The sequence below is a fragment of the Nocardia niigatensis NBRC 100131 genome (assembly GCF_000308655.1).
GTDB classification, from domain to species: Bacteria; Actinomycetota; Actinomycetes; order Mycobacteriales; family Mycobacteriaceae; genus Nocardia; species Nocardia niigatensis.
Genome location: NZ_BAGC01000035.1, coordinates 302,558 through 322,295, shown reverse-complemented (window position 1 = coordinate 322,295; position 19,738 = coordinate 302,558). Strand labels below are relative to the sequence as shown.

The following is a 19,738-nucleotide window of genomic DNA, read 5'->3' as shown; positions in this document are numbered from 1 at the left end:
TCGACCGGTGTACGACCGGTCGCGGCGGGCCGGGCGACGCGCAGGACAGGGGCGGACAACCCCGGCACCTCCGTCTTTCCTGCTCTCGTCCCTGAGGGGGTCATGAGAAAACATGGCCGCCGGAGCGCTCTTCGCGGTCCGGCGGCGTGCGGCGCGTGAATTTCGTTATGCCGGAACGATTTCGATGCCGATTGTGCCCTCGCTGCCGCGGCGCAGCTTGCTGAAGGTGATAGCCAGCCAGCCCTGAATGCCGTAGCGCCGCTTGATGAGGTCACGCACCCGCTCACTGCCGGCCGCGTCGAGCACGGTCGCGCTGCCCTTCACGATCTCACCGTGGGTCTTGCCGCGCAGATCGCACGGCTGCAGTGTGACGGCGGGATTGCGGCGGACGCGCTTGACCTTCCAGCTGTCAGTGACGGTCCAGACATAGAGGCGGTCATTGTCGAGCGCGGCCCATACCGGAGTTCCGACCGGCGTGCCGTCCTTCTTGTAGGTGACGAGATTGACGTAGTTCGCGGTGCCCACGGGGCCGAACGGGTTGTCCACGTTCGCAGCCTATCCGGAACCGGCGGGCGAGGCGGATCGCGGGCCGCGCCATAGGCGCGTAGCCCCGCCGATTCCGTAGCGTGGACCGCCGGTGGGCAATGCCGTCATCTATATCCAGCGCGATGAGCCCGACCCCGAATACGGCGGTGCGAAGGGACTCGAGGGCCTGGCCCGGGTGATCGATAATGCCCGCATCTTCCGCGATCTGAAGAACGACGACGGGACCGCCGTGCGGGTGCTGGAAACCGGCCTGCGCCGGTTCGGGGATGCCGCCCCGGCCGAGGACAAGGCGCGCGCCCTGGCCATGATCGCCGAAATCGCCGGTGCGGCACGCGATTCCGGAGAGAATTGACCTGCCTGTCGTCGCCTGGGCGGGGGTGAGCGCGCCCGCGGCGCCGCGAAATCCGCGACAAGCTCGGTGAACGTGGCGGCGCGGTCGATCTCGTGATGAACGGCCTGACCACGAGGCGCGGCGCGCTAGGCGGGATCGACTCCGACCATCCGCAACGCCAGCACGGCGTAGTCGGCGCCGATCTCCTCGGGCGAGCGGCGGTAGTCCTGGTAGTACCAGCGCGCGGTGTCCACACACAGCGACATCAGCGCCAGCGTGGCGGCATTGGTGTCGGAGACGTCGAAGACGCCGTCGGCGCGGCCCTGGGCGACGAGATCGCGGACCAGGCGGTGGATGGCGACCTGGATGTCGATGACCTCGGAGCGGTGCTCGGGGGTGAGGTCGGTCATGTGGTGCAGGACCACGCGCACCGAGGCGGCATGCTCGGCATGCCAGACCGTGAGGTCGCGAACCACGGCGCTCAGGTGGTCGGCGGCACTGCCCGGGCCGGCGGCCGCGGCCGCCGCGACCTGGTGCGTCAGGCGCATCGACGACAGCGAGATGCGGTAGAGCACTTCCTCTTTGGAGCCGAAGTGCACATACAGCCCGGCCGGGCTGAGACCGGCGCGGGCGGCGATATCGCGGGTGGTGGTGGCGTGGAAGCCGCGCTCTGCGAAGGCGTCGATGGCGGCCAGGAAGATCCGGCGCTGGCCCTCGGGGAAGCGGCGCTGGGTGAGCTCCAGATGCGCCACCGCGGCGGTGTCGCTGGTGCCGCGAGTGCCGTCTGCGGCGGTGTCGTCGTTGCCCATCGAATGAGTATCTCCCAGAGAATGTTTCACCCGTTCACCGGCCGGGCGCGAGGGACGCCCGGCCGGTGGGGAAGCACCGGGCCCGGGATGACGACCGGACCCGGCGCGGGCTCGGGTCAGCTCGCGGGCTTGGGCGCGGGCGGGGTGAAGGGGGCGTTGATGGTGGTGAAGTACTGGACCGCGGCCGCGATCGCCACCGGGGCGGTCACCAGCAGTTGACCGGCCAGGGTGCCCAGGAAGCCGACCGCGGCCGCGCCGCCGATGCAGCCGGCCAGCGGGCCCGCGCCGAACAGGGCCAGCATCGGGGCGGTGGCCACGCCCGCGACGCCCGCGCCGACCAGGCAGCCCAGCGTCGCGCCGCCGATACCGCCGACGAAGGTGCCGACGGTGGCGCCCATGCCGACGGTGTCGCGCAGGCGGTTCCAGGCGTACTGCTCGCGCTCGAACTGGCTCTTGAATCCGGCCTGGTCCTCGTAGGGGAGAGCGACCGGCTGGTAGACGGCGTGTGCCTGGTCGAACCGGGGGGTCAGGGTGGCGGTGCGGTCGTGGATCTCGGCGGCGATGGGGAAGACGAAATCGTCGACGCGGAAGGACAGTTCGGCGCCGGTGAGGACGGTGCCGTCGGCGGCCGCGATGGTGAACACGCCGTTGTCGACGCGCATCGAGCCGGCGTCGGTGCGGATCACGGTCGCGCCGTCGGCGCCGGTGTTCGCGACGTAGTTCACCGGGGCCTGGCCGGCGGTCGCCGGGGCGGCGTTTGCCGTCGCGCATCCGATGACGGCGGAGCCGATCAACAGGGCGGAGGTGGCGGCGATTGTCCTCATCTGCGGTCCTTCACGAGCCTGCACCTGGCGGGACCAGGTGTTCGACGGACCGGATCCCCGTCGGGGATGACGTGGCTCCGGTCACATGTAGGCTAAGCGGGCGCTTAGTTCGCGGCGAGAAGTTAGCTGGATCACAGCGATGCGGTCAAGCGCGCTGCGCACGAGCACGGAAGGGAGCTCTGGATCCACATGAGCGGGCATTGCGGCCGGTATCCGCCGAGCCGCACAGTCATTGCGCGCGGATCGCTACCGCGATCGCGCCGCGAGTCGCACAGGTGCGCGGAACTGGTTGTGCTGTCGGTAGATTCGCGCCCGCAGCCACCGGAGAGGTTGCGCGAGTGGAGGATCGAGGCGACATATCTGGGGATGCTCGGCCTGCGCCCACTTCGACACCGATGCCCTGGAACCGATGCTGACGCAGCCGATTCCGGGGTCCGGGCGGGCAGCGCCGCTCGCCCGGACCCGGGTCTTGTCACGCGGCGCGGGTGAGGATCTGCGCGCCCGTGTCGGTGATGGCGATGGTGTGCTCGGAGTGGGCGGTGCGCGAGCCGTCGGCCGAGCGCAGGGTCCAGCCGTCCGGATCGGTGACGATGCGGTCGGTACCGCGCGCGAACCAGGGCTCGATGGCGAGGGTGAGGCCCGGGCGCAGGCGGAAGCCGCGCCCGGCGCGGCCGCTGTTGGAGACGTGCGGGTCCTCGTGCATGGTGCGGCCCAGGCCGTGGCCGCCGAACTCGGTGTTGATCGGGTAGCCGCCGGCGCGGGCGACCTCGGCGATGGCCGTGGACAGGTCGCCGATGGCGTTGCCGGGCCGGGCCACCGCGATGGCCGCGTCGAGGGCCTGCTCGGTGGCGCGGACCAGGCGCGCGTCCTCCGGATCGGGGGTGCCGACGATGGTGGTGACCGCGGAGTCTGCCACCCAGCCGTCGATGCTCACCGCCAGATCCATGCTGAGCACATCGCCGTCGCGCAGGGTGTAATCGAACGGAAGCCCGTGCAGCACAGCGTCGTTCACCGACAGGCAGACGGTGTTGCGGAACGGGCCGCGCCCGAACGAGGGCGAGTAGTCCCAGTAGCAGGACACCGCGCCGCGCTCGCGGATGCGTTCGCGCACCACGGCCTCCAGCTCCAGCAGATTCACCCCGATCCGCGCCTTCTCTCGCAGTTCGTTCAGCACCCCGGCCACGAACTGCCCGGTCACCCGCATGCGTTCGATCTCGGCCGGGCTCTTGAGCTCCACCATGGCAACCTCCACTTTCGGTATTTTTATACCGACCATAGCGGGTTGCGGTATTTAAATACCAACCGTAGGGTGGCAGCATGGTCCGCCTGCCTCTCACGCCTGCCCAGCTCGAAGCCGGTCGCCGTCTGGGCGCCGCCCTGCGTGCCGCCCGTGGCGGCCGGGAGCTGCTGGAGGTGGCCGAGCGCGCGGGCATTTCGCCGGAGACGCTGCGCAAGATCGAATCGGGCCGGCTGCCCACCCCCGCGTTCGGGACCGTGGTGGCGCTGAGCCGCGCCCTGGACATCCCGCTCGACGAGCTCGCCGAGATCTGGCAGCCGGGCGATACCCGCCGGCGCTCGGCGTCCTGACACCGGACCGTCCGGTCAGTCGACCGACAGCTCCACCGGCACCGCGATGACATCCACCATCGCGCCGTTGCGCAGCACCGTCACCGGCAGTGACCGGCCGATGGCGTCGGCGAACAACTGCCGCTGAATCCCTTGCGCGTCACGGATTTCGGTGCGCGCGATACTGAGCACCAGATCCCCGCGCCGCAGTCCGGCCCGTTCGGCCGGGCCGCCGCGCACCACCTCGACGATCCGCAGCCCCGCGTCCTGCCCGGTGCGGGTGGCCACCGCGGTCGGCAGCGGCGCGGGCACCCCGACCACGCCCAGATAGGCGCGCCGCACCCGGCCCTCGGTGAGCAGGGTGCTGATGATGCGGCGGGTGGTGACATTGATCGGGATGGCCAGGCCCAGCCCGATGCCGGCGACCGCGGTATTGATCCCCACCACCCGGCCCGCCGAATCCGCCAGCGCCCCACCGGAATTACCGGGATTGAGGGCGGCGTCGGTCTGGATCACGTCCTCGATCACCCGGGCGGCGCGGCGAGTGCCCACCGGCACCGACCGGCCCAGCGCGCTCACCACGCCCGCGGTCACCGACCCGGCCAGCCCGAGCGGACTGCCGACGGCGACCACCAGCTGACCCACCACCAGGCGGTCGGCGTCGCCGAGTGAGACCGCGGCGGGCGCGCCGCCGCGGGCGCGCAGCACCGCCAGGTCCGAGAGCGGATCCACGCCCACCACATCGAATTTCGATTCCAGCCCGTCGGCGAACACCACGGTCCCCTCGCGCGCCTCACCCACCACATGCGCGTTGGTGAGCAGGAATCCGTCGTCGGTGAACATCACCGCCGAGCCTCCGCCGCGGCGGGTCTGCACGCTGGCGACGTGCGGTGTCACCGACAGGGCGACCGCTGTCACCGTGCGCGAATAGGAGTCCAGCGCCGCGGCGTCGGGTGTGCCGAAGCCGGGCTGCGGGGTCGATGCCGCGGAGTCCGCGTTCTCGTCCCTCGACGAGGGGTCAGCTTCGTCGTCCACGACGACCACCATCCCGATTACATGATTACGTTGCGTAACCCCAGGATGCGCGCGGAACGACCGCCGCGACAACCGGTTCGCCGACAGCGCAACCACGCCTGCGCGCCGGGGGAGTCTCAGCGCAGCCGGTACTTCAGGTGGGTGACACGGGTGCCGGCGACGATCTCGGGATCCTCCAGCAGCACCGGCGCGTTCGGCAGTTCACCCAGCAGCGGGACGCCGCCGCCGAGCAGCACTGGCACGAGATCGACCCAGATCTCGTCCAGCAGACCCTGTTGCAGGCACTGCCGGGCGACAGTGCCGCCGCTGACGCCGGCCATCTTCTCGCCCGCGATGCCGCGCGCGACCTCCACGGCCTCCTTCACACCGCCGGTGACGAAGGTGAACGGGGCCTCGGGGTGCTCGGCCACCCATTCCTCGGGCACGGCGTGGGTGACCACCACGATGGGCTTGTCCGCCGGGTGCACGCCGCCCCAGCCGTCGGTCAGGGTGAACAGTCGCTTGCCGACGATGTAGACACCGACGCCGTCGAGCCAGGCTCGCAGGTAGGCGGCGTCCCCCGGGGCGAGGTTGAAGGGGATCTCGGGGTGGGTGCTGGGGATCGGGACACTGCCGCTCTGGTACCAGGCGAACAGGTGCTCGAAGCCGGATTCGCCCGGGCCCGCGATGTATCCGTCGAGGGACATGCTCGCGCCGGTGACTACCTTGCTCATTGCCGTACTCCTTCATCGGTGGAACGAAGCGGCGGGGAATCGCCGTCTCCGCGAGGAAGTCGGAGCCGGTATCGGCAAATCATCGTTCATGTCCGGAGAACTTTGTCGGGAAACCGTGGCGCGGAACCCGAACCGATTCATGCCTCCGGCCGCGCGCGGACCGATCCGCGCGCGGCCGGGCTGCCGTCTCGTTGCTCAGTCGTGGCGGGTGGCGTGCCGGGGGAGCAGCACACACAATGCCGCGCACCCGAGCATGGCGCCCACGATCCAGGGTGCGGCGGCGTGGAAACCGTCGGCCAGGCCTGCGGAGGTGTGATGGAAGAACACCGTGCCGATCACCGCCACGCCCAGCGCACCGCCGAATTGCTCTGCGGTGGAAAGGATTCCAGATCCGGCGCTCGCGGTCTCGGCGGGCACCGCGGACAGCACCACATTCGCCAGCGGCACCACCAGGAACCCGAGCCCGGCCCCCGCCAGCAGCAGTCCCGGCACCAGCGGCCAGGCCCCGGTGTGGTGGGCGGCGGTGTGCTCGGCGGCGCGGCCGACCCAGCCGAAACCGCCCGCCATCAGCAGCGCCCCGGCCGGCAGCACCCAGCGGCCGAACTTCACGGCCAGACCGTCGGCGGCGGGCGCGGTGAGGAAGCCGCCCGCGGAGAACGCGACGGTGAGCACACCGGCCTGCAGCGGGGTGTAGCCCTGGCCGGCCTGCAACCACAGCGCGAAGATCAGGAAGAAGCCCTGCATGCCGATCGAGAACAGCAGCTGCACGAGCAGACCCACCGAGAAGGCGGGACGCCGGAACACCGGCAGCGGCAGCAGCGGCGCGGTGGCCCGGCGCCGGGACTCGGCCAGCGCCAGACCCGCCAGCGCCGCGACGCCCGCGGCCAGGCACAGCCAACCCCACCCGGGCCAGCCATTGGCCTCGCCCTGGACCAGCGGATACACCACGGCCACCAGGCCGCCGGCCAGCACCAGCGTGCCGAGCAGGTCCGGGCGCGCCGCGCCGCGCTCGCCGGTATCGGGAATCAGCAGCGCGCCCGCCACCGCCACCGGCACGTTCACCAGGAAGATGGCCCGCCAGCCCCAGCCGAACAGGTCGGCGTCGGTGAGCACACCGCCGAGCAGCAGGCCGACGGCCGAGGCGAAACCGGCGATGGCGCCGTACATTCCGAACACCGCACCGCGCTCCTTGCCCTCGAACAGGATGCGGAAGGAGCCGAGCACCTGCGGCACGATGAGCGCGGCCGCCACACCCTCGAGGGCGCGGGCCCCGATCAGCTGACCCGGCGACTGCGCCAGCCCGCAGGCCCGGCTCGCGAGCCCGAATGCGGTTGTGCCGCACAGGAACAGCAGCTTGCGGCCGTACCGGTCGCCGAGGTGACCGGCCACGATGAGGCTGGCCGCGAAGCCGAGCAGGTACGCCGAGACCAGCCACTGCCCTGGCCCCCCGCCTCGGCCACCGGACTGGTCGATCGCCTGGAACGACGCGGCTACCTGCGTCGCGTCCCGCACCCCACCGACAAGCGCCGCGTCCTGATCGAACTCTGCGACCAGCCCGTCGGCACCGAACTGGTGCCGCTGTTCGAGGACTGGGCCCGCGAAGTCCACTCGCACTACGAGGATTTCAGCACCGAGGAACTCGAAACCGTCATCCGCTTCCTGCGCGGCTCCACCGCACGCCAGCGCGCACTCGCCGCACGGCTCGACGCGGAGTGAGCACGGCGACCGGCGGTCTCGGCACACCTGTCACGTGGCTGCGTGCGAAGACCCGGGCGGTCACGCGCAGACGATCGTCAACCTGCTCGATCACGCTCATGCGATCGCCGCTGGAGTCGTCGATGAGCGCGGTGCGACACAGCCGAACGGTGGCCGCTTGACCCCGGATCGGGTTGGGCGGCAACGGGATTCAGGTGTTCGGCGGGGCCGGGCTAGGTCGCCTGGCTGACCGAGGACATGTGGAAGTCCGGAATCCGCAAGGCCGGCATGGCCGTCCGGGTGAACCAGTCCTTCCACTCGCGCGGCAGCGTGATCTCGGTGCGGCCCGCCTCGCTGACCCGGCGCAGCAGGTCCAGGGGGCTCTCGTTGAAGCGGAAGTTGTTGACCGCCGCGGTGACCTCGCCGTTCTCGACCAGGTAGACGCCGTCGCGGGTGAGGCCGGTGAGCAGCAGCGTGGCCGGGTCGACCTCGCGGATGTACCACAGGCAGGTCAGCAGCAGGCCGCGTTCGGTGCGCGCGATCATGTCCGCGAGGGTGGCGTCACCGCCGCCGGTCATGATCAGGTTCTCACCCGGCACCGTGACGGGCGCGTCGAATTCGGCGGCCGTGGCGCGCGGATAGACCAGTGACTCGATCACGCCCTCGCGTACCCAGTCGGTGCGCTGCGCGGTCAGGCCGTTGTCGAACACCGACAGCGATTCCGACGAGGACGGCGTCGCGACGAACGGCCGGTACTCCAGACCCGCCGCGCTCGGATCCGAGGACAGGGTGAGCGGAATCCCGGTGAGCCGCTCCCCGATTCGGGTGCCGCCCGCCCGCGAGAACGCGGTGTGGCCCTCGTGCGCGCCGCGGCCCTCCATGGTCCAGGCCATGTAGATCATCAGATCCGCGACCGCCGAGGGCGGCAGCAGCGTCTCGTAGCGGCCCGCGGGCAGTTCCACGCGGCGCTTGCTCCAGTCCAGGCGTCGCGCGAGTTCGGCCAGCAGGCCGGGGGTGTCCACGTCGGCGAAATCGGTGGTGCCGGTGCCGACCCAGGCGCTGGCCAGGTCCGCGCCCGTGCCCCGCTTGCCGTTGATCTCCACCGAACCGGTGGGCTGCACCCAGCGCCGGCGCAGGCCGGTGGAGGTGCCCAGCCAGGTGGAGTGCATCTGGTGGTGGGCGAAACCGTAGAGGCGGTCGGTGCCGTCGAAGCCGGTCGCCAGATCGGTTGCCAGCCTGGTGAACACGCTGATGTCGGTGGTGGCCGGGTCGCCGTCCCAGTCCAGGAGCTCGTCGAGGGTGTCGGCGTCGACGGCGTCCGGGTCGAGCAGTGGCATGGCGTCGCGCGCGGGTTCGGCGGTCCGCGCGGCCTCTTCGCTGGCGCGCACCACGTACTCGATGTCGGCGGGATCGACGCTCGTGGCACTCACGCTGCCGACGCGGGCCGCATTCGGTCCGTCCCGGAACACCGAGACGACCGCCCAGTCCCGCGACACCGAGGACCCGTTGGTGGTCATGGAATTTCCGGCCCAGCGCAGCGACGCCTCGTGCGCGTCGGTGACGATCACCATGGCCTCGTCCGCGCGGGAGGCCCGCAGCGCGCGGTCGACGACCTCGGGGGCGGGGAGCACACTCACCGTGTCGGTCCTTTCCTACTGTCCGGCTTCGGCGCGGGTATTGAGAATATTGATGCCGCGCACCAAGACCGAGGGGCAGCCGTGCGAGACCGCCGCCACCTGACCGGGTTGCGCCTTGCCGCAATTGAACGCCCCGCCCAGCACCCAGGTCGAGGGCCCGCCGACCGCCTCCATGGAACCCCAGAAGTCGGTGGTGGTGGCCTGGTAGGCGACATCACGCAGCTGCCCGGCCAGTTCACCGTTGCGGATGCGGAAGAAACGCTGGCCGGTGAACTGGAAGTTGTAGCGCTGCATATCGATCGACCACGACTTGTCGCCGACGATGTAGATGCCGTTCTCCACCCGCGAGATGAGCTCGGCGGTGCTGGTGTCGCGCTCGGGATCGGGTTGCAGCGACACATTGGCCATGCGCTGGATCGGCACGTGATGCGCGGAATCGGCGTAGGAGCAGCCGTTGGAGCGTTCCAGGCCCAGCCGCGGCGCGAACACGCGATCGAGCTGGTAGCCGACCAGCACGCCGTCGCGCACCAGGTCCCACCGCTGTCCGGCCACGCCCTCGTCGTCCCAGCCGACCGTGGCCAGGCCGTGCTCCTGGGTGCGGTCGCCGGTCACGTGCATGATCGGGGTGCCGTACCGCAGCGTGCCCAGCAGGTCGGGGGTGGCGAAAGAGGTCCCCGCGTAGGCGGATTCGTAGCCGATGGCCCGGTCGTACTCGGTGGCGTGGCCGATGGACTCGTGAATGGTCAGCCACAGATTGGTCGGGTCGATGACCAAATCGGTGGGTCCGGCCTGCACGGTCGGGGCCTTGACCTTCTCGGCCAGCCACTCCGGCATGCGCGCGAGTTCGCCCGCCCAGTCCCAGGTCCCGTCCGCGCCGGTCACGTACTCCCAGCCGCGGCCGGCCGGGGCGGCGAGGGTGCGCATGGTCTCGAACACGCCGGCCGACGGGTCCACGGTGATGGCCTCGAACTGCGGGTGCAGCCGGACCCGCTGCTGGGTGATGCGGGAGCCGAAGCTGTCGGCGTAGAAGGTCTGCTCCTTGACCTGCAGCACCGACGCCGTCACGTGATCCACCCCGTCGGCGGCCTTCAGGCGATCCGAATAGTCCAGCAGCAGCGCCACTTTCTCCGGCGTCGGCACCTCGAAGGGGTCCACGTCGTAGGCGGAGACGTACTCGGCGCCGTCGTAGCGCGGCTCCGGGGCGAGTTCGACGCGTTCGCGATTGAGCGCGCGCAGGGTCTGCGCCACCGTCACCGCGCGGCGCGCCACCTCGGCGGCAGTGGTGGTGGTGAGGTCGGCGTGCGAGGCGAAACCCCAGGTGCCGTCCACGATCACGCGCACCGCGAACCCGAGATCGGTACTGTCGGACACCGATTCGACGCGGCCGTCGCGCAATCGGATGGACTGCTGCACAAGTCGGTGCACGCGCAGGTCCGCGTATTCGGCGCCGGCCGCACGGGCCGCGGTCAGCGCGGCGTCGGCGAGCGCGGACAGCGGCAGTGCGCGGAACTGCTCGTCCACGACGGTGGTTGCGATGCTCACCCGCACCACGCTAGAGGCCGACACGCCGGGCGTTCAACAATCGACGCACCCCGGCCGAAATTCGCACCCCGCAAACATGCATACGCTGCAACAATGCGCGAGGTGCGCAACGACACATACTGAAACGCCGCGCACGACAGCTGGACATGCCACGTTTTGCTGATCGGATGCCGTACTGTCTGCCCGCGTGCCGCCATCCGCACTCCGCGATCGCAAACGGGAACGCACCCGCCGAGCCCTGCTCGAAGCCGCCGTAGAACAGTTCGAGAGCCGAGGTTATGAGGCGACCACCGTCGCCGATATCGCCGCCGCCGCCGAAGTCGGCACCCGGACGTTCTTCAACTACTTCGCCAGTAAAGAGGAACTGTTGTTCCCCGAGCCGGACGAACGGGTGCAGGCCGCCGTGCGCGCCATCGCCACCCGCCGGGCCGGGGAACGCCCCGTCGAGGTACTGCTGCGCGCCCTGCGCGCCGCCGGTGACAATCCCGGCGACCACCTCGGCGACACCCTCGCCGCCCGCATCGCCGTACTGCGCGCACAGGTCTCGCGCACCGTACCCGCCGTATCGGGCCGTGCCGCCTACGCCCAGCTCGCCTCCCAGCAGGAGATCGCGCGCCAGTTGCGGGCCGCCTTCCCCGACGAACTCGACGACGTCGGCGCGGCCGCCCTGGTCGGCGCGGTGGTCGGGGCCGTGTCCGGCGCGCTCACCGTGCTGTTCCAGCGGCCCGGCCTGGAGGACGGCGAAGCGCTGCAACGCAAGATCCAGGAGACGACCTCGAAGGTGCTGGCGCCGTGGCTGACCCAGCCCGAGCCCGCCGCCCCGCGCGAATTACCCGGGGAACAAACGGCGTTGCCGGTCGAGGGGCCAACACGCCAGGATTCCGACGCCTTCCGCCCGATGGCCGCCGTGCACCGGCTGGGCCCGGAATCCTTGCAGCGCTCCGCCTTCGACGGCGGTGCCCCGCGCTCGCTGCCCGGCGGTCACCGCTCCAGCGAGGACGCACGCGTCTGACCGTGGTGACCCGGCTCAGCCGAACTGCTGCCAGCCCAGCCGGATCACCATGGCGACGACCACCACCAGCAGCACGACGCGGACGAAACCCGCGCCCTTGGCCAGCGCCATGCGCGAACCGACCACGGACCCGGCCACATTCGCCACCGCCATGGACAGACCCAGCGCCCACAGCACGTGACCGGTGCTCGCCAGGAACAGCAGCGAGCCCAGGTTGGACCCGCAGTTGATCACCTTCGCCATGGCGGCCGCGCGCACGAACTCGGTGCCGAGCAGGGTGGCGAAGGTGATGATCAGGAACGTCCCGGTGCCGGGGCCGAGCAGGCCGTCGTAGAGCCCGATCAGGCCCGCGGCCAGGGCGACCACCAGGATCGTCTTGCGGCGGGTCGGGGGATGGGTGGCCATGGTGACGCCCACCGAGGGGTGCAGGGTGACGAAGATCGCCACGCCCACGAGCACCACCATCACGATCGGGATGAAGTACTTCTTGTCGATCAGCGCCACCGCCGCGGATCCGCACGCCGCCGCGATCGCGGCGATGACCGCGCCCGGGATCAGGACCCGCCAGCGCATCGGCACCCGGCGGGCGAAGGTGAGGACGGCGGCGCTGGTGCCGGAGAAAGCGGCGATCTTGTTGGTGCCCAGGGCCGTCTGCGGGGCCAGGCCGGGCAGCACCACGAACAGGGTGGGCAACACGATCAATCCGCCGCCGCCGACCACCGCATCGACCCATCCGGCCGCCGTCGCCGCGGTCAGTAAGACCGCCCAGTCCGCAAGGCTCACAGGGCGACCCAACCAGAAAGCCCGCGGCAAGATCAAACGGTTGAGTGGCGGGGGCGCGCCGACCCGAGGCAACTTCCAGCGCAACCGTAGGGTGGACGGGTGCGCCGGTTCAGTTTGTGGCTGCGCGGCAAACCGCTGATCACCGATTCCATGGTGGCGCTGCTGCTGCTCACCATCGATGTGTTCGCCCTGAGCAACAGTCAGTACAAGCCGACCTACCTGGTCTTCAGTGTGCTGCTGCCGCTGCCGATCGTGTTCCGCCGCACCCATACCCGCGCCGCGGCCATCGCGGTGGTGCTGCTGTCCATCGCGGCCTCGCTCGTGCACGGCGCGGTCGGCGACACCTCGGTGCACCCGGCGCTGCTCGGGCTCGGCATCATGCTCTACACCCTGGTCGCGTATGTCGGCCGCCGCCAAGGGCTCATCTACCTGAGCATCTTGCTGGTCGACAGCCTCATCTCGGCCGCCACCATCGGCAAACCCTCGGGTACCGACATCGCCTTCACCGCCCTCTACTACGCGCTGTGCTGGACGCTGGCCGAATTCGTCGGCGCCCGCCACGCCTACGATGCCGAGGTCGCCGCGCGCCTCGCCGTCGCCGACTATGACCGCGAACGCCGCGCCCACGACGCCGTCGCCGCCGAACGCACCCGCATCGCCCGCGAACTGCACGATGTGGTCGCGCACGCGGTCAGCGTCATCATCGTGCAGGCAGACGGCGCCCGCTACGCCCTGCGTCAGGATCCCGACACCGCCGAGCAGGCGCTGTCCACCATCGCCGGAACCGGCCGCGACGCCCTGCGCGAACTGCGCCGCACCGTCGAACTACTGCGCACCGAGCATGCGCCCGAACAACTTCCGCAGCACGGCACCGCCGGCATCGCCAAGGTCGTCGACATGATGCGCAGCGCCGGTCTGGACGTCACCCTCGAACTGCGCGGCGAACTCGATTCCGTCACAACCGAAGTCAGCCTCGGCATCCACCGCATCGTCCAGGAGTCGCTCACCAACACCCTGCGCCACGCCGGCCCCGACCCGCACGCCGAGGTCCACGTCACCCGCCGCGAATCCGACGTCCTGCTCGACATCACCGACTCCGGCGGCACACCCCTCGATCCGGGCCCCGCCACCGGTGGCTGCGGATCCTCCAGCACCCCAACCACACTCACCGCAGTCCCGTCCCCGGCCCGCATCCCCGGCAGCGGCCTCGGCCTGGTCGGCATGCGCGAACGCATCGCTGTCCTGGGCGGCACCCTCACCGCGGGCCGAAACCCGCACGGCGGCTGGACCGTCCGCGCCACCATCCCCCTCGACCGCGACACCCCCGACTGACCGCCTCCGACCTGCGACGACCAGAGCGTTCCGCGATCGGCCCCGGCCCGCGCGCACCGGCGCAGCGGCCGGCCGGATAGGCGGTACCCCTCCGCATTCGCTCCGGTCATGCGCTGGGCTGAGGACGGCTCCGCCGACAGCGCCCATTAGGTTGTGGGGGTGCCGATCACCGTTCTCGTCGTCGATGACCAGGAGCTCATGCGGGCCGGACTGCGGATGGTGCTCGGTGCCCACCCGGACCTCGAGGTGGTCGGGGAGGCCGACAACGGGGCGACCGCGATCGCGCGGGCGGGGGAGCTGCGGCCCGATGTGGTGCTGATGGATGTGCGGATGCCGGTCACCGACGGCGTGACCGCGACCGCGCGGATCATCGAATCCGGGTGCGGCAGCCGGGTTCTGGTGATGACCACCTTCGACCTGGACGAGCACGCGCTCGGCGCGCTGCGGGCCGGGGCCAGCGGCTTCCTGCTCAAGGACACCCCGCCCGAGGATCTGATCTCCGCGATCCGCAGTGTCGCCGCGGGGGACGCGGTGGTCTCGCCCAAGGTGACCAAGCGGCTGCTGGATCGCCTCATCGCCGAGGATCCGGCCGCCGGGCGCGACCCCGGCGTCCTCGAGGTGCTCACCGCCCGCGAACGCGAGGTCCTCGAACACATCGCCGCCGGCCGCTCCAATGCCGAGATCGCGGGCGTGCTGTTCCTGTCCGAGGCGACCGTGAAGACCCATGTCGGCCGCGTGCTCACCAAACTCGGCCTGCGCGACCGGGTTCAGGCCGTGGTGCTGGCCTACGAGACCGGGCTGGTGCGACCGGGCAGCGCCGAGCCGATGTGACCGGTGACGCATCCGGGAGAAAATCCGGGCCGTCGCGCGTTGCACGGGTAGATCGATCGAAAGGATCGCCCGATGCCTGCCATGCTGTTCCTCGCGTACTTCGTCGCCGAGATCGCCACCCTCGTCGTGGTCGGCCACTTCATCGGCGTGTTCCCCACCATCCTGCTGCTGCTCGCGGGCTCGGCCGTGGGTTTGGTGCTGGTGCGCTCGCAGGGCCGCCGCGTGTTCCAGGGCTTCCGCCGCGCGGCTCGCGGTGAGCTCGAACCCACTACCGCCGTCGCCGACGGCGCGCTGGTCGCGGTCGGCGCGGTCCTCATGTTCGTCCCCGGCCTGCTCACCACCGCCCTGGGCCTGCTGGCCCTGCTGCCCTTCACCCGCTTCCTGTTCCGCCCGATCGTGGCTGCCTTCGCCGCCCGCCGCCTGAGCCGCGTCGCCACCGCCGTCGGCCCCTACGGCTACCGCAATGTCGTCATAGACCCCGACGGCGAGGTCATCGACGCCACCGTCGTCACCGAGTACTACGACGACGGCCAGGGCAACGGCTACAAGATGATCGACCCCCGCTGACCCCACCGCCGACTTCACCCCGGTGCGCGAGCGGCCGCAGAGCCGCTCGCGCACCGGGGTGATCACGTTCTCGACCAGCAGGACGGTTCGGTGATGGTGGACCCCGGGCGCAGGATCTCGGTCAGCTCGGGCCGGTCGGCCCGGGCGGCGATGTCCGGCATGCGCCACACCGATGCGGCCGGTCGCCGGTCATCGCCGTCTCAGTAAGTGGACCTGGGTCAGCCGGCCAGCATGGCCTCGAGCTGCACGGGTGGACGGCTGCGGCAGTACCGGCCGCCGCCTCGGCGGGGTTGTCGCGGCATCAGCGCACGCCGTGGCCTCGATGTCACCACGGTCGAGGGCGTCGACGAAGCCGGCCTGAAGAATTGCGGATTCCGCGAACCGTTGGTTCGTATGGCGAGCAGCTGTGGGCTGTAGCGGTGGGGTGTGGTGGCGGCAAATCCGCGATCGCCGGCGGCGGTTCGGCGCCGAGTGACTAGAGATCGAATCGGGCGCGCAGTGCCATGCGCACGTTCTCGAGGGTTGCCGGGTCGAGCATCCCGATCTTCTCGAGGAACAGCGATGCGCTGAACGTGCCGAGCCGGAAGACGGCTACGGCCTGGTCGGTGTCGGCGATCGGAACTGTCAGCAGCGCACGGGGATTGGGAACCTCGCGGGCGGGGATCACCATCGCCACGGCGATGAGGCCGCCCCGGACGACGTGTGGCACCGAGTCGAGGACGACGACGGTGTGCACGAGGTCGTGGACACCGCGCAGCTTCCAGATCTCACCCTGGATGGCGGGGACGTCACTCATCGCCGGCCCACGCCTCGAGCGACGCCGCCTCGGACGCCTCGGCGAAGGCGTCGGCCTCGGAATCGGGTGTGAGTGCGGCCAGTTCCTCGGCCACGAGCATGCGGCGTGCGGCGCGATAGAGGAAATCGGAGACGTTCGGCTGTTGCTTGATGAGCTCGGTTACGCGGTCATCGGGGAGCGAAACGGAGATCTTCATCCCACCACGGTAACACTGGGGTACTACCGGAGTGTGTGGTTGCCGTGTGCGGTGCGGTTGTCGGTGTGGCAGGCGCGTCGGGCAGACTGGAGACCCGTGAGTACCCAGTTGCTTGTCGGTGGTCGTATCTACAGCTCCAGCAATCCTGACGCGACGGCCATGGCCGTCAGTGACGGAACCGTGGTGTGGGTGGGGTTGGACAAGCCTGGGCGGGCGTTGCATCCGGACGCGGAGATCATCGAGCTGGACGGGGCGTTCGTGGCGCCCGGGTTCGTGGACCCGCATGTGCACGTGACCGCGCTGGGGCTGAAGCTGACGGGACTCGATCTGGCGCAGGCCCGTTCACTCGCGGAATGTCTGGAACTGGTGCGGGAGTACGCCGCGGCGCATCCGGACGGTGTGATCCTCGGCGAGGGCTGGGACGAGACCACCTGGGCCGAAGGACGACCGCCCGCGCGCGAGGAGCTCGACGCCGCCGCGCCGGGACGGCAGGTGTATCTGGCTCGCGTGGACGCACATTCGGCGGTGGCCTCCTCCGCGCTGCTCGACGCGGTGGCCGGGATCACCGAGGCGAACGGGTTCACACGCGGTGAGCCGCTGCGCACGGACGCGCACCATCGCGTGCGCGGGGCCGCGCTGGGCGCGCTGGACCGGGCGCGGCGCGATGCCGCCCGGCAGGTCGCGCTGGACGTGGCGGCCGCCAACGGTGTTGTGGCCGTGCACGAATGCGCGGGACCCGAGATCTCCGGCGCCGACGACGTCCGCGAACTCCTCGAATTCGGGCACGGCGTCGAGGTGCGCGCCTACTGGGGACAGGCCGTGCGCACCGCCGACGAAGCCCGCACCCTGGTCGAGGAACTCGGCGTGCAGGCTCTCGGCGGCGACCTGTTCGTCGACGGGGCCCTCGGCTCGCACACCGCCTGGCTGCGCGAACCCTACGCCGATCGCGACACCACCGGCGCCGCCTACCTCGACGCCGATGCCATTGCCGCGCACGTGCTCGCGTGCACCCAGGCCGGCATCCAGACCGGCTTCCACGTCATCGGCGATGCCGCCATGGACGCGGTCGTCGCGGGCTTCGAGCGGGTCGTCGGCGAACTCGGCGGCCCGGCCGTCGCCTCCCGCGGGCACCGCCTCGAACACGCCGAGATGATGACCGGCGCGCAGATCGAGAAACTCGCCGCCTGGGGCGTGATCGCCAGCGTCCAACCGGGATTCGACGCCGCCTGGGGCGGCCCGGACGGCATGTACGCCACCCGCCTGGGCGCCGAGCGCGCCGCCACCCTCAACCCGTTCGCCGCCATGGCCGCCGCGGGCATCTCCCTCGCCCTGGGCTCCGACGCCCCGGTCACCGCCCTGAACCCGTGGGCGGCCGTGCGCGCCGCGGCCCACCACCGCACCCCCGGCCACCAGATCTCCCCGCGCGCCGCCTTCGCCGCCGCCACCCGCGGCGCCTGGCGTGCGGGCGGCGTCCGCGACGGCGTCGCGGGCACCCTCGTCCCGGGAGCCCCTGCCTCCTATGCCATCTGGGACGCCCGCGAGCTGGTCGTCGCGGCCGCCGCCGACTCCGTGCAGCGCTGGTCCACCGACCCGCGCTCCCGTGTCCCCGGCTTGCCGCCGCTGACCCCGGAGGCCACCCTGCCCCGCTGCCTGCGCACCGTGCACCGCGGAGTCACCATTCATGAAGCCTGAGCCCGGCCCCGAAAACCCCACCACCACAGCCGATTCCACGACGCCTCAGCGGGATGACCGGGTGAAGCGCACGAGATTCGCGCTGGCCGCCGACCGGATCCGAGCCCACCCGAGACTCACGCGACTGCTGGCGGCGGCGGCATCGGGACTGCTGCTGTACGCGAGCTTCCCGCCGCGGACGCTGTGGTATCTGGCCCCGGTCGGCATCGCGGTGCTCACCCTGGCGGTGCGTGGAACGCGCCGGGCGCGTGGAGGATTCGGGTTCGGGTTCGTGGCCGGACTGGCCTTCTTCCTGCCGCTGCTGCCCTGGACGGGCATCTATGTCGGGCCGGTGCCGTGGATCGCGCTCTCGACGGTCTGCGCGCTGTACGTGGGACTGTTCGGGATGCTGACGCGGTGGGTGGCGACGCTGCCCGGCTGGCCGCTGTGGGTGGCGACGGTCTGGTCGCTGACCGAGTGGGTGCGGGCCAGCTTCCCGTTCGGCGGGTTCCCCTGGGGCAAACTGGCTTTCGGGCAGGCCGACGGCTGGTATCTGCCGTTCGCGATGGTGGGTGGCGCCCCCCTGGTGAGCTTCGCGGTGGCCCTCACCGGGACGGGCCTGGCCTGGCTCGCCAAGAGTTTGCTGCGCCGCCTCGACTCAGGTGCGGAGGGTAATGGGGAGGGGTCCGGAACCGCCTCGAATTCTCCCAGATGGGGGGCTATCCGTCCCACATCGTGGAACCGGATTGTTGCTGCGGCAATGCTTGTGGCTATAGTTCCCCTCACCGGAGTGATCCTCCGGACCGCGCTGCCCGGCCCGGAGGACGGCAACCGGCCGATCACGGTCGCCGCCATCCAGGGCAGCGTGCCGCGCCTGGGCCTGGACTTCAATGCCCAGCGCCGCGCGGTTCTCGACAATCACGTCAAGCGCACCGAGGAACTGGCCCGCGACATCGCGGCCGGCCGGGCGCCGCGGCCGGACGTGGTGATCTGGCCGGAGAACTCCTCCGATATCGATCCGCTGCGCAACGAGGATGCTGCCCAGGAGATCTCGCAGGCGTCCAAGGATGTGAGGGCCCCCATCCTGGTCGGCGCGGTCCTGGTGAACGACGACCGCACCACCACCAACTCGGTCATCGTCTGGAACGGCGACGCCGGACCAGGGGAGCGGCACGACAAGAAGATCATCCAGCCCTTCGGCGAATATCTGCCCTATCGGAACTTCTTCCGGCACTTCTCCGAATACGCGGACCGCGCAGGCTATTTCGTGCCCGGCACCGGCGACGGCATGGTACACGTCCGGCCGGTCACCGGCGGTGACCCGATCGCCATCGGCGTGGCCACCTGCTACGAGGTGGTCTTCGACCGCGCCTTCGAGGAATCGGTCCGCGCCGGCGCGCAGCTGCTCACCGTTCCGACCAACAACGCCACCTTCGGGCGCAGTGAGATGACCTATCAGCAGCTGGCCATGTCGCGGGTGCGCGCGGTGGAACACGGTCGCGCCGTGGTGGTCTCGGCGACCACCGGTGTCAGCGCCATGATCACCGCCGATGGCGTGATCCGCCAGCAAACCCCGCAGTTCGAACCGGCGGCGCTGGTGGCGAGGTTGCCGCTGCGCAACGACACGACATTTGCCACCCGATTGGGCACCGCGCCCGAGGTAATCTTGTGTATTCTGGCCGCGGCTGCCACTGCGGCAGTGCTGATTCGGCGCCGGGCGCAGCATTTGTGACATCGTCCGAGCGCGTTCGAATCCCGGAGACTTTTCCGGCGTATTACCAGCGGGCACGTGTGAGAGGGCCGTCCCGCGTCGGCGAGAGTGGTTCGCCGGTTCGTTGCCAGAGCTGGTCGG

21 protein-coding genes are annotated in these 19,738 nt (G+C 70.7%); 9 read left to right on the top strand and 12 right to left on the bottom strand.

Translation table 11 applies throughout. From position 1 onward, the window contains the following. Nucleotides 1-165: 165 nt before the first annotated feature. Complete coding sequence (locus tag ON33_RS11040) at nucleotides 166-546, bottom strand: PPOX class F420-dependent oxidoreductase (protein ID WP_051151888.1); 381 nt, start codon at nucleotides 544-546, stop codon at nucleotides 166-168. 91 nt (nucleotides 547-637) lie between these two features. On the opposite strand from ON33_RS11040, the gene ON33_RS11035 reads away from it, so the two are divergent. Next, nucleotides 638-898, top strand: a complete 261-nt coding sequence (locus ON33_RS11035; protein ID WP_051151887.1) for a DUF8817 family protein — start codon at nucleotides 638-640, stop codon at nucleotides 896-898. A gap of 125 nt (nucleotides 899-1,023) precedes the next feature. Here ON33_RS11035 and ON33_RS11030 read toward each other — a convergent pair whose 3' ends face one another. From ON33_RS11030 to map, 3 genes are all read right to left on the bottom strand, one after another. Beyond that, on the bottom strand, nucleotides 1,024-1,686 hold the full coding sequence (locus ON33_RS11030) for a TetR/AcrR family transcriptional regulator (RefSeq protein ID WP_083868832.1): 663 nt from the start codon (nucleotides 1,684-1,686) through the stop codon (nucleotides 1,024-1,026). A gap of 116 nt (nucleotides 1,687-1,802) precedes the next feature. Beyond that, entirely contained in the window at nucleotides 1,803-2,510 is a 708-nt protein-coding gene (locus tag ON33_RS11025) for a DUF8020 domain-containing protein (protein ID WP_040857958.1), read from the bottom strand. A 472-nt stretch (nucleotides 2,511-2,982) separates the two neighbouring features. Beyond that, nucleotides 2,983-3,750 carry a type I methionyl aminopeptidase gene (gene map, locus ON33_RS11020; RefSeq protein WP_040857956.1) on the bottom strand — a complete coding sequence of 256 codons (768 nt, stop codon included), beginning with the start codon at nucleotides 3,748-3,750 and terminating at the stop codon, nucleotides 2,983-2,985. A gap of 77 nt (nucleotides 3,751-3,827) precedes the next feature. On the opposite strand from map, the gene ON33_RS11015 reads away from it, so the two are divergent. Continuing rightward, a complete protein-coding gene (locus tag ON33_RS11015) occupies nucleotides 3,828-4,097 on the top strand; it encodes a helix-turn-helix domain-containing protein (RefSeq protein WP_040857954.1) in 270 nt (89 codons plus the stop codon). Nucleotides 4,098-4,112: 15 nt separating this feature from the next. Here the strand turns inward: ON33_RS11015 and ON33_RS11010 are convergent, their stop codons facing one another. The 3 genes from ON33_RS11010 to ON33_RS11000 form a co-directional block, all read right to left on the bottom strand. Further along, on the bottom strand, nucleotides 4,113-5,015 hold the full coding sequence (locus ON33_RS11010) for a S1C family serine protease (protein ID WP_040858182.1): 903 nt from the start codon (nucleotides 5,013-5,015) through the stop codon (nucleotides 4,113-4,115). 212 nt (nucleotides 5,016-5,227) lie between these two features. After that, nucleotides 5,228-5,824, bottom strand: a complete 597-nt coding sequence (locus ON33_RS11005) for a dihydrofolate reductase family protein (RefSeq protein ID WP_040857952.1) — start codon at nucleotides 5,822-5,824, stop codon at nucleotides 5,228-5,230. A gap of 195 nt (nucleotides 5,825-6,019) precedes the next feature. Beyond that, on the bottom strand, nucleotides 6,020-7,213 hold the full coding sequence (locus ON33_RS11000) for an MFS transporter (protein ID WP_218001406.1): 1,194 nt from the start codon (nucleotides 7,211-7,213) through the stop codon (nucleotides 6,020-6,022). On the opposite strand from ON33_RS11000, the gene ON33_RS42720 reads away from it, so the two are divergent. Beyond that, the gene (locus ON33_RS42720; protein ID WP_218001400.1) at nucleotides 7,202-7,540 is read left to right on the top strand and encodes a MarR family winged helix-turn-helix transcriptional regulator; all 339 of its coding nucleotides are present in this window, start codon (nucleotides 7,202-7,204) and stop codon (nucleotides 7,538-7,540) included. The genes ON33_RS11000 and ON33_RS42720 overlap by 12 nt on opposite strands. A gap of 212 nt (nucleotides 7,541-7,752) precedes the next feature. On the opposite strand, the gene ON33_RS10990 is transcribed toward ON33_RS42720, so the two are convergent. After that, the gene (locus ON33_RS10990; protein ID WP_040858176.1) at nucleotides 7,753-9,150 is read right to left on the bottom strand and encodes a TldD/PmbA family protein; all 1,398 of its coding nucleotides are present in this window, start codon (nucleotides 9,148-9,150) and stop codon (nucleotides 7,753-7,755) included. Between the two features lie 21 nt (nucleotides 9,151-9,171). Then, nucleotides 9,172-10,698 (bottom strand): TldD/PmbA family protein, encoded by a 1,527-nt coding sequence (locus tag ON33_RS10985; protein WP_373281024.1) that lies wholly within the window; start codon nucleotides 10,696-10,698, stop codon nucleotides 9,172-9,174. Nucleotides 10,699-10,885: 187 nt separating this feature from the next. Between ON33_RS10985 and ON33_RS10980 the strand changes: the two genes are divergently transcribed. After that, entirely contained in the window at nucleotides 10,886-11,710 is an 825-nt protein-coding gene (locus tag ON33_RS10980; RefSeq protein ID WP_245550473.1) for a TetR/AcrR family transcriptional regulator, read from the top strand. A 15-nt stretch (nucleotides 11,711-11,725) separates the two neighbouring features. Here ON33_RS10980 and ON33_RS10975 read toward each other — a convergent pair whose 3' ends face one another. Continuing rightward, nucleotides 11,726-12,493 (bottom strand): TSUP family transporter, encoded by a 768-nt coding sequence (locus ON33_RS10975; RefSeq protein ID WP_040857948.1) that lies wholly within the window; start codon nucleotides 12,491-12,493, stop codon nucleotides 11,726-11,728. Nucleotides 12,494-12,592: 99 nt separating this feature from the next. On the opposite strand from ON33_RS10975, the gene ON33_RS10970 reads away from it, so the two are divergent. The 3 genes from ON33_RS10970 (at nucleotide 12,593) to ON33_RS10960 (ending at nucleotide 15,223) form a co-directional block, all read left to right on the top strand. Continuing rightward, complete coding sequence (locus tag ON33_RS10970) at nucleotides 12,593-13,825, top strand: sensor histidine kinase (RefSeq protein WP_040857946.1); 1,233 nt, start codon at nucleotides 12,593-12,595, stop codon at nucleotides 13,823-13,825. 159 nt (nucleotides 13,826-13,984) lie between these two features. Further along, a complete protein-coding gene (locus tag ON33_RS10965; RefSeq protein ID WP_040858172.1) occupies nucleotides 13,985-14,656 on the top strand; it encodes a response regulator in 672 nt (223 codons plus the stop codon). Between the two features lie 72 nt (nucleotides 14,657-14,728). Further along, complete coding sequence (locus ON33_RS10960) at nucleotides 14,729-15,223, top strand: FxsA family protein (RefSeq protein WP_040857944.1); 495 nt, start codon at nucleotides 14,729-14,731, stop codon at nucleotides 15,221-15,223. Between the two features lie 475 nt (nucleotides 15,224-15,698). Here ON33_RS10960 and ON33_RS10955 read toward each other — a convergent pair whose 3' ends face one another. Together ON33_RS10955 and ON33_RS10950 are read right to left on the bottom strand one after the other, a co-directional pair. Further along, the gene (locus tag ON33_RS10955; protein WP_040857942.1) at nucleotides 15,699-16,019 is read right to left on the bottom strand and encodes a hypothetical protein; all 321 of its coding nucleotides are present in this window, start codon (nucleotides 16,017-16,019) and stop codon (nucleotides 15,699-15,701) included. After that, entirely contained in the window at nucleotides 16,012-16,215 is a 204-nt protein-coding gene (locus ON33_RS10950) for a hypothetical protein (protein WP_040857941.1), read from the bottom strand. Before ON33_RS10950 ends, ON33_RS10955 begins: the two co-directional genes overlap by 8 nt. 96 nt (nucleotides 16,216-16,311) lie before the next feature. Between ON33_RS10950 and ON33_RS10945 the strand changes: the two genes are divergently transcribed. Then, on the top strand, nucleotides 16,312-17,907 hold the full coding sequence (locus tag ON33_RS10945; protein ID WP_040857939.1) for an amidohydrolase: 1,596 nt from the start codon (nucleotides 16,312-16,314) through the stop codon (nucleotides 17,905-17,907). An 82-nt stretch (nucleotides 17,908-17,989) separates the two neighbouring features. Next, the gene (gene lnt / locus ON33_RS10940) at nucleotides 17,990-19,618 is read left to right on the top strand and encodes an apolipoprotein N-acyltransferase (protein WP_040858170.1); all 1,629 of its coding nucleotides are present in this window, start codon (nucleotides 17,990-17,992) and stop codon (nucleotides 19,616-19,618) included. The last annotated feature ends 120 nt before the right edge of the window (nucleotides 19,619-19,738 follow it).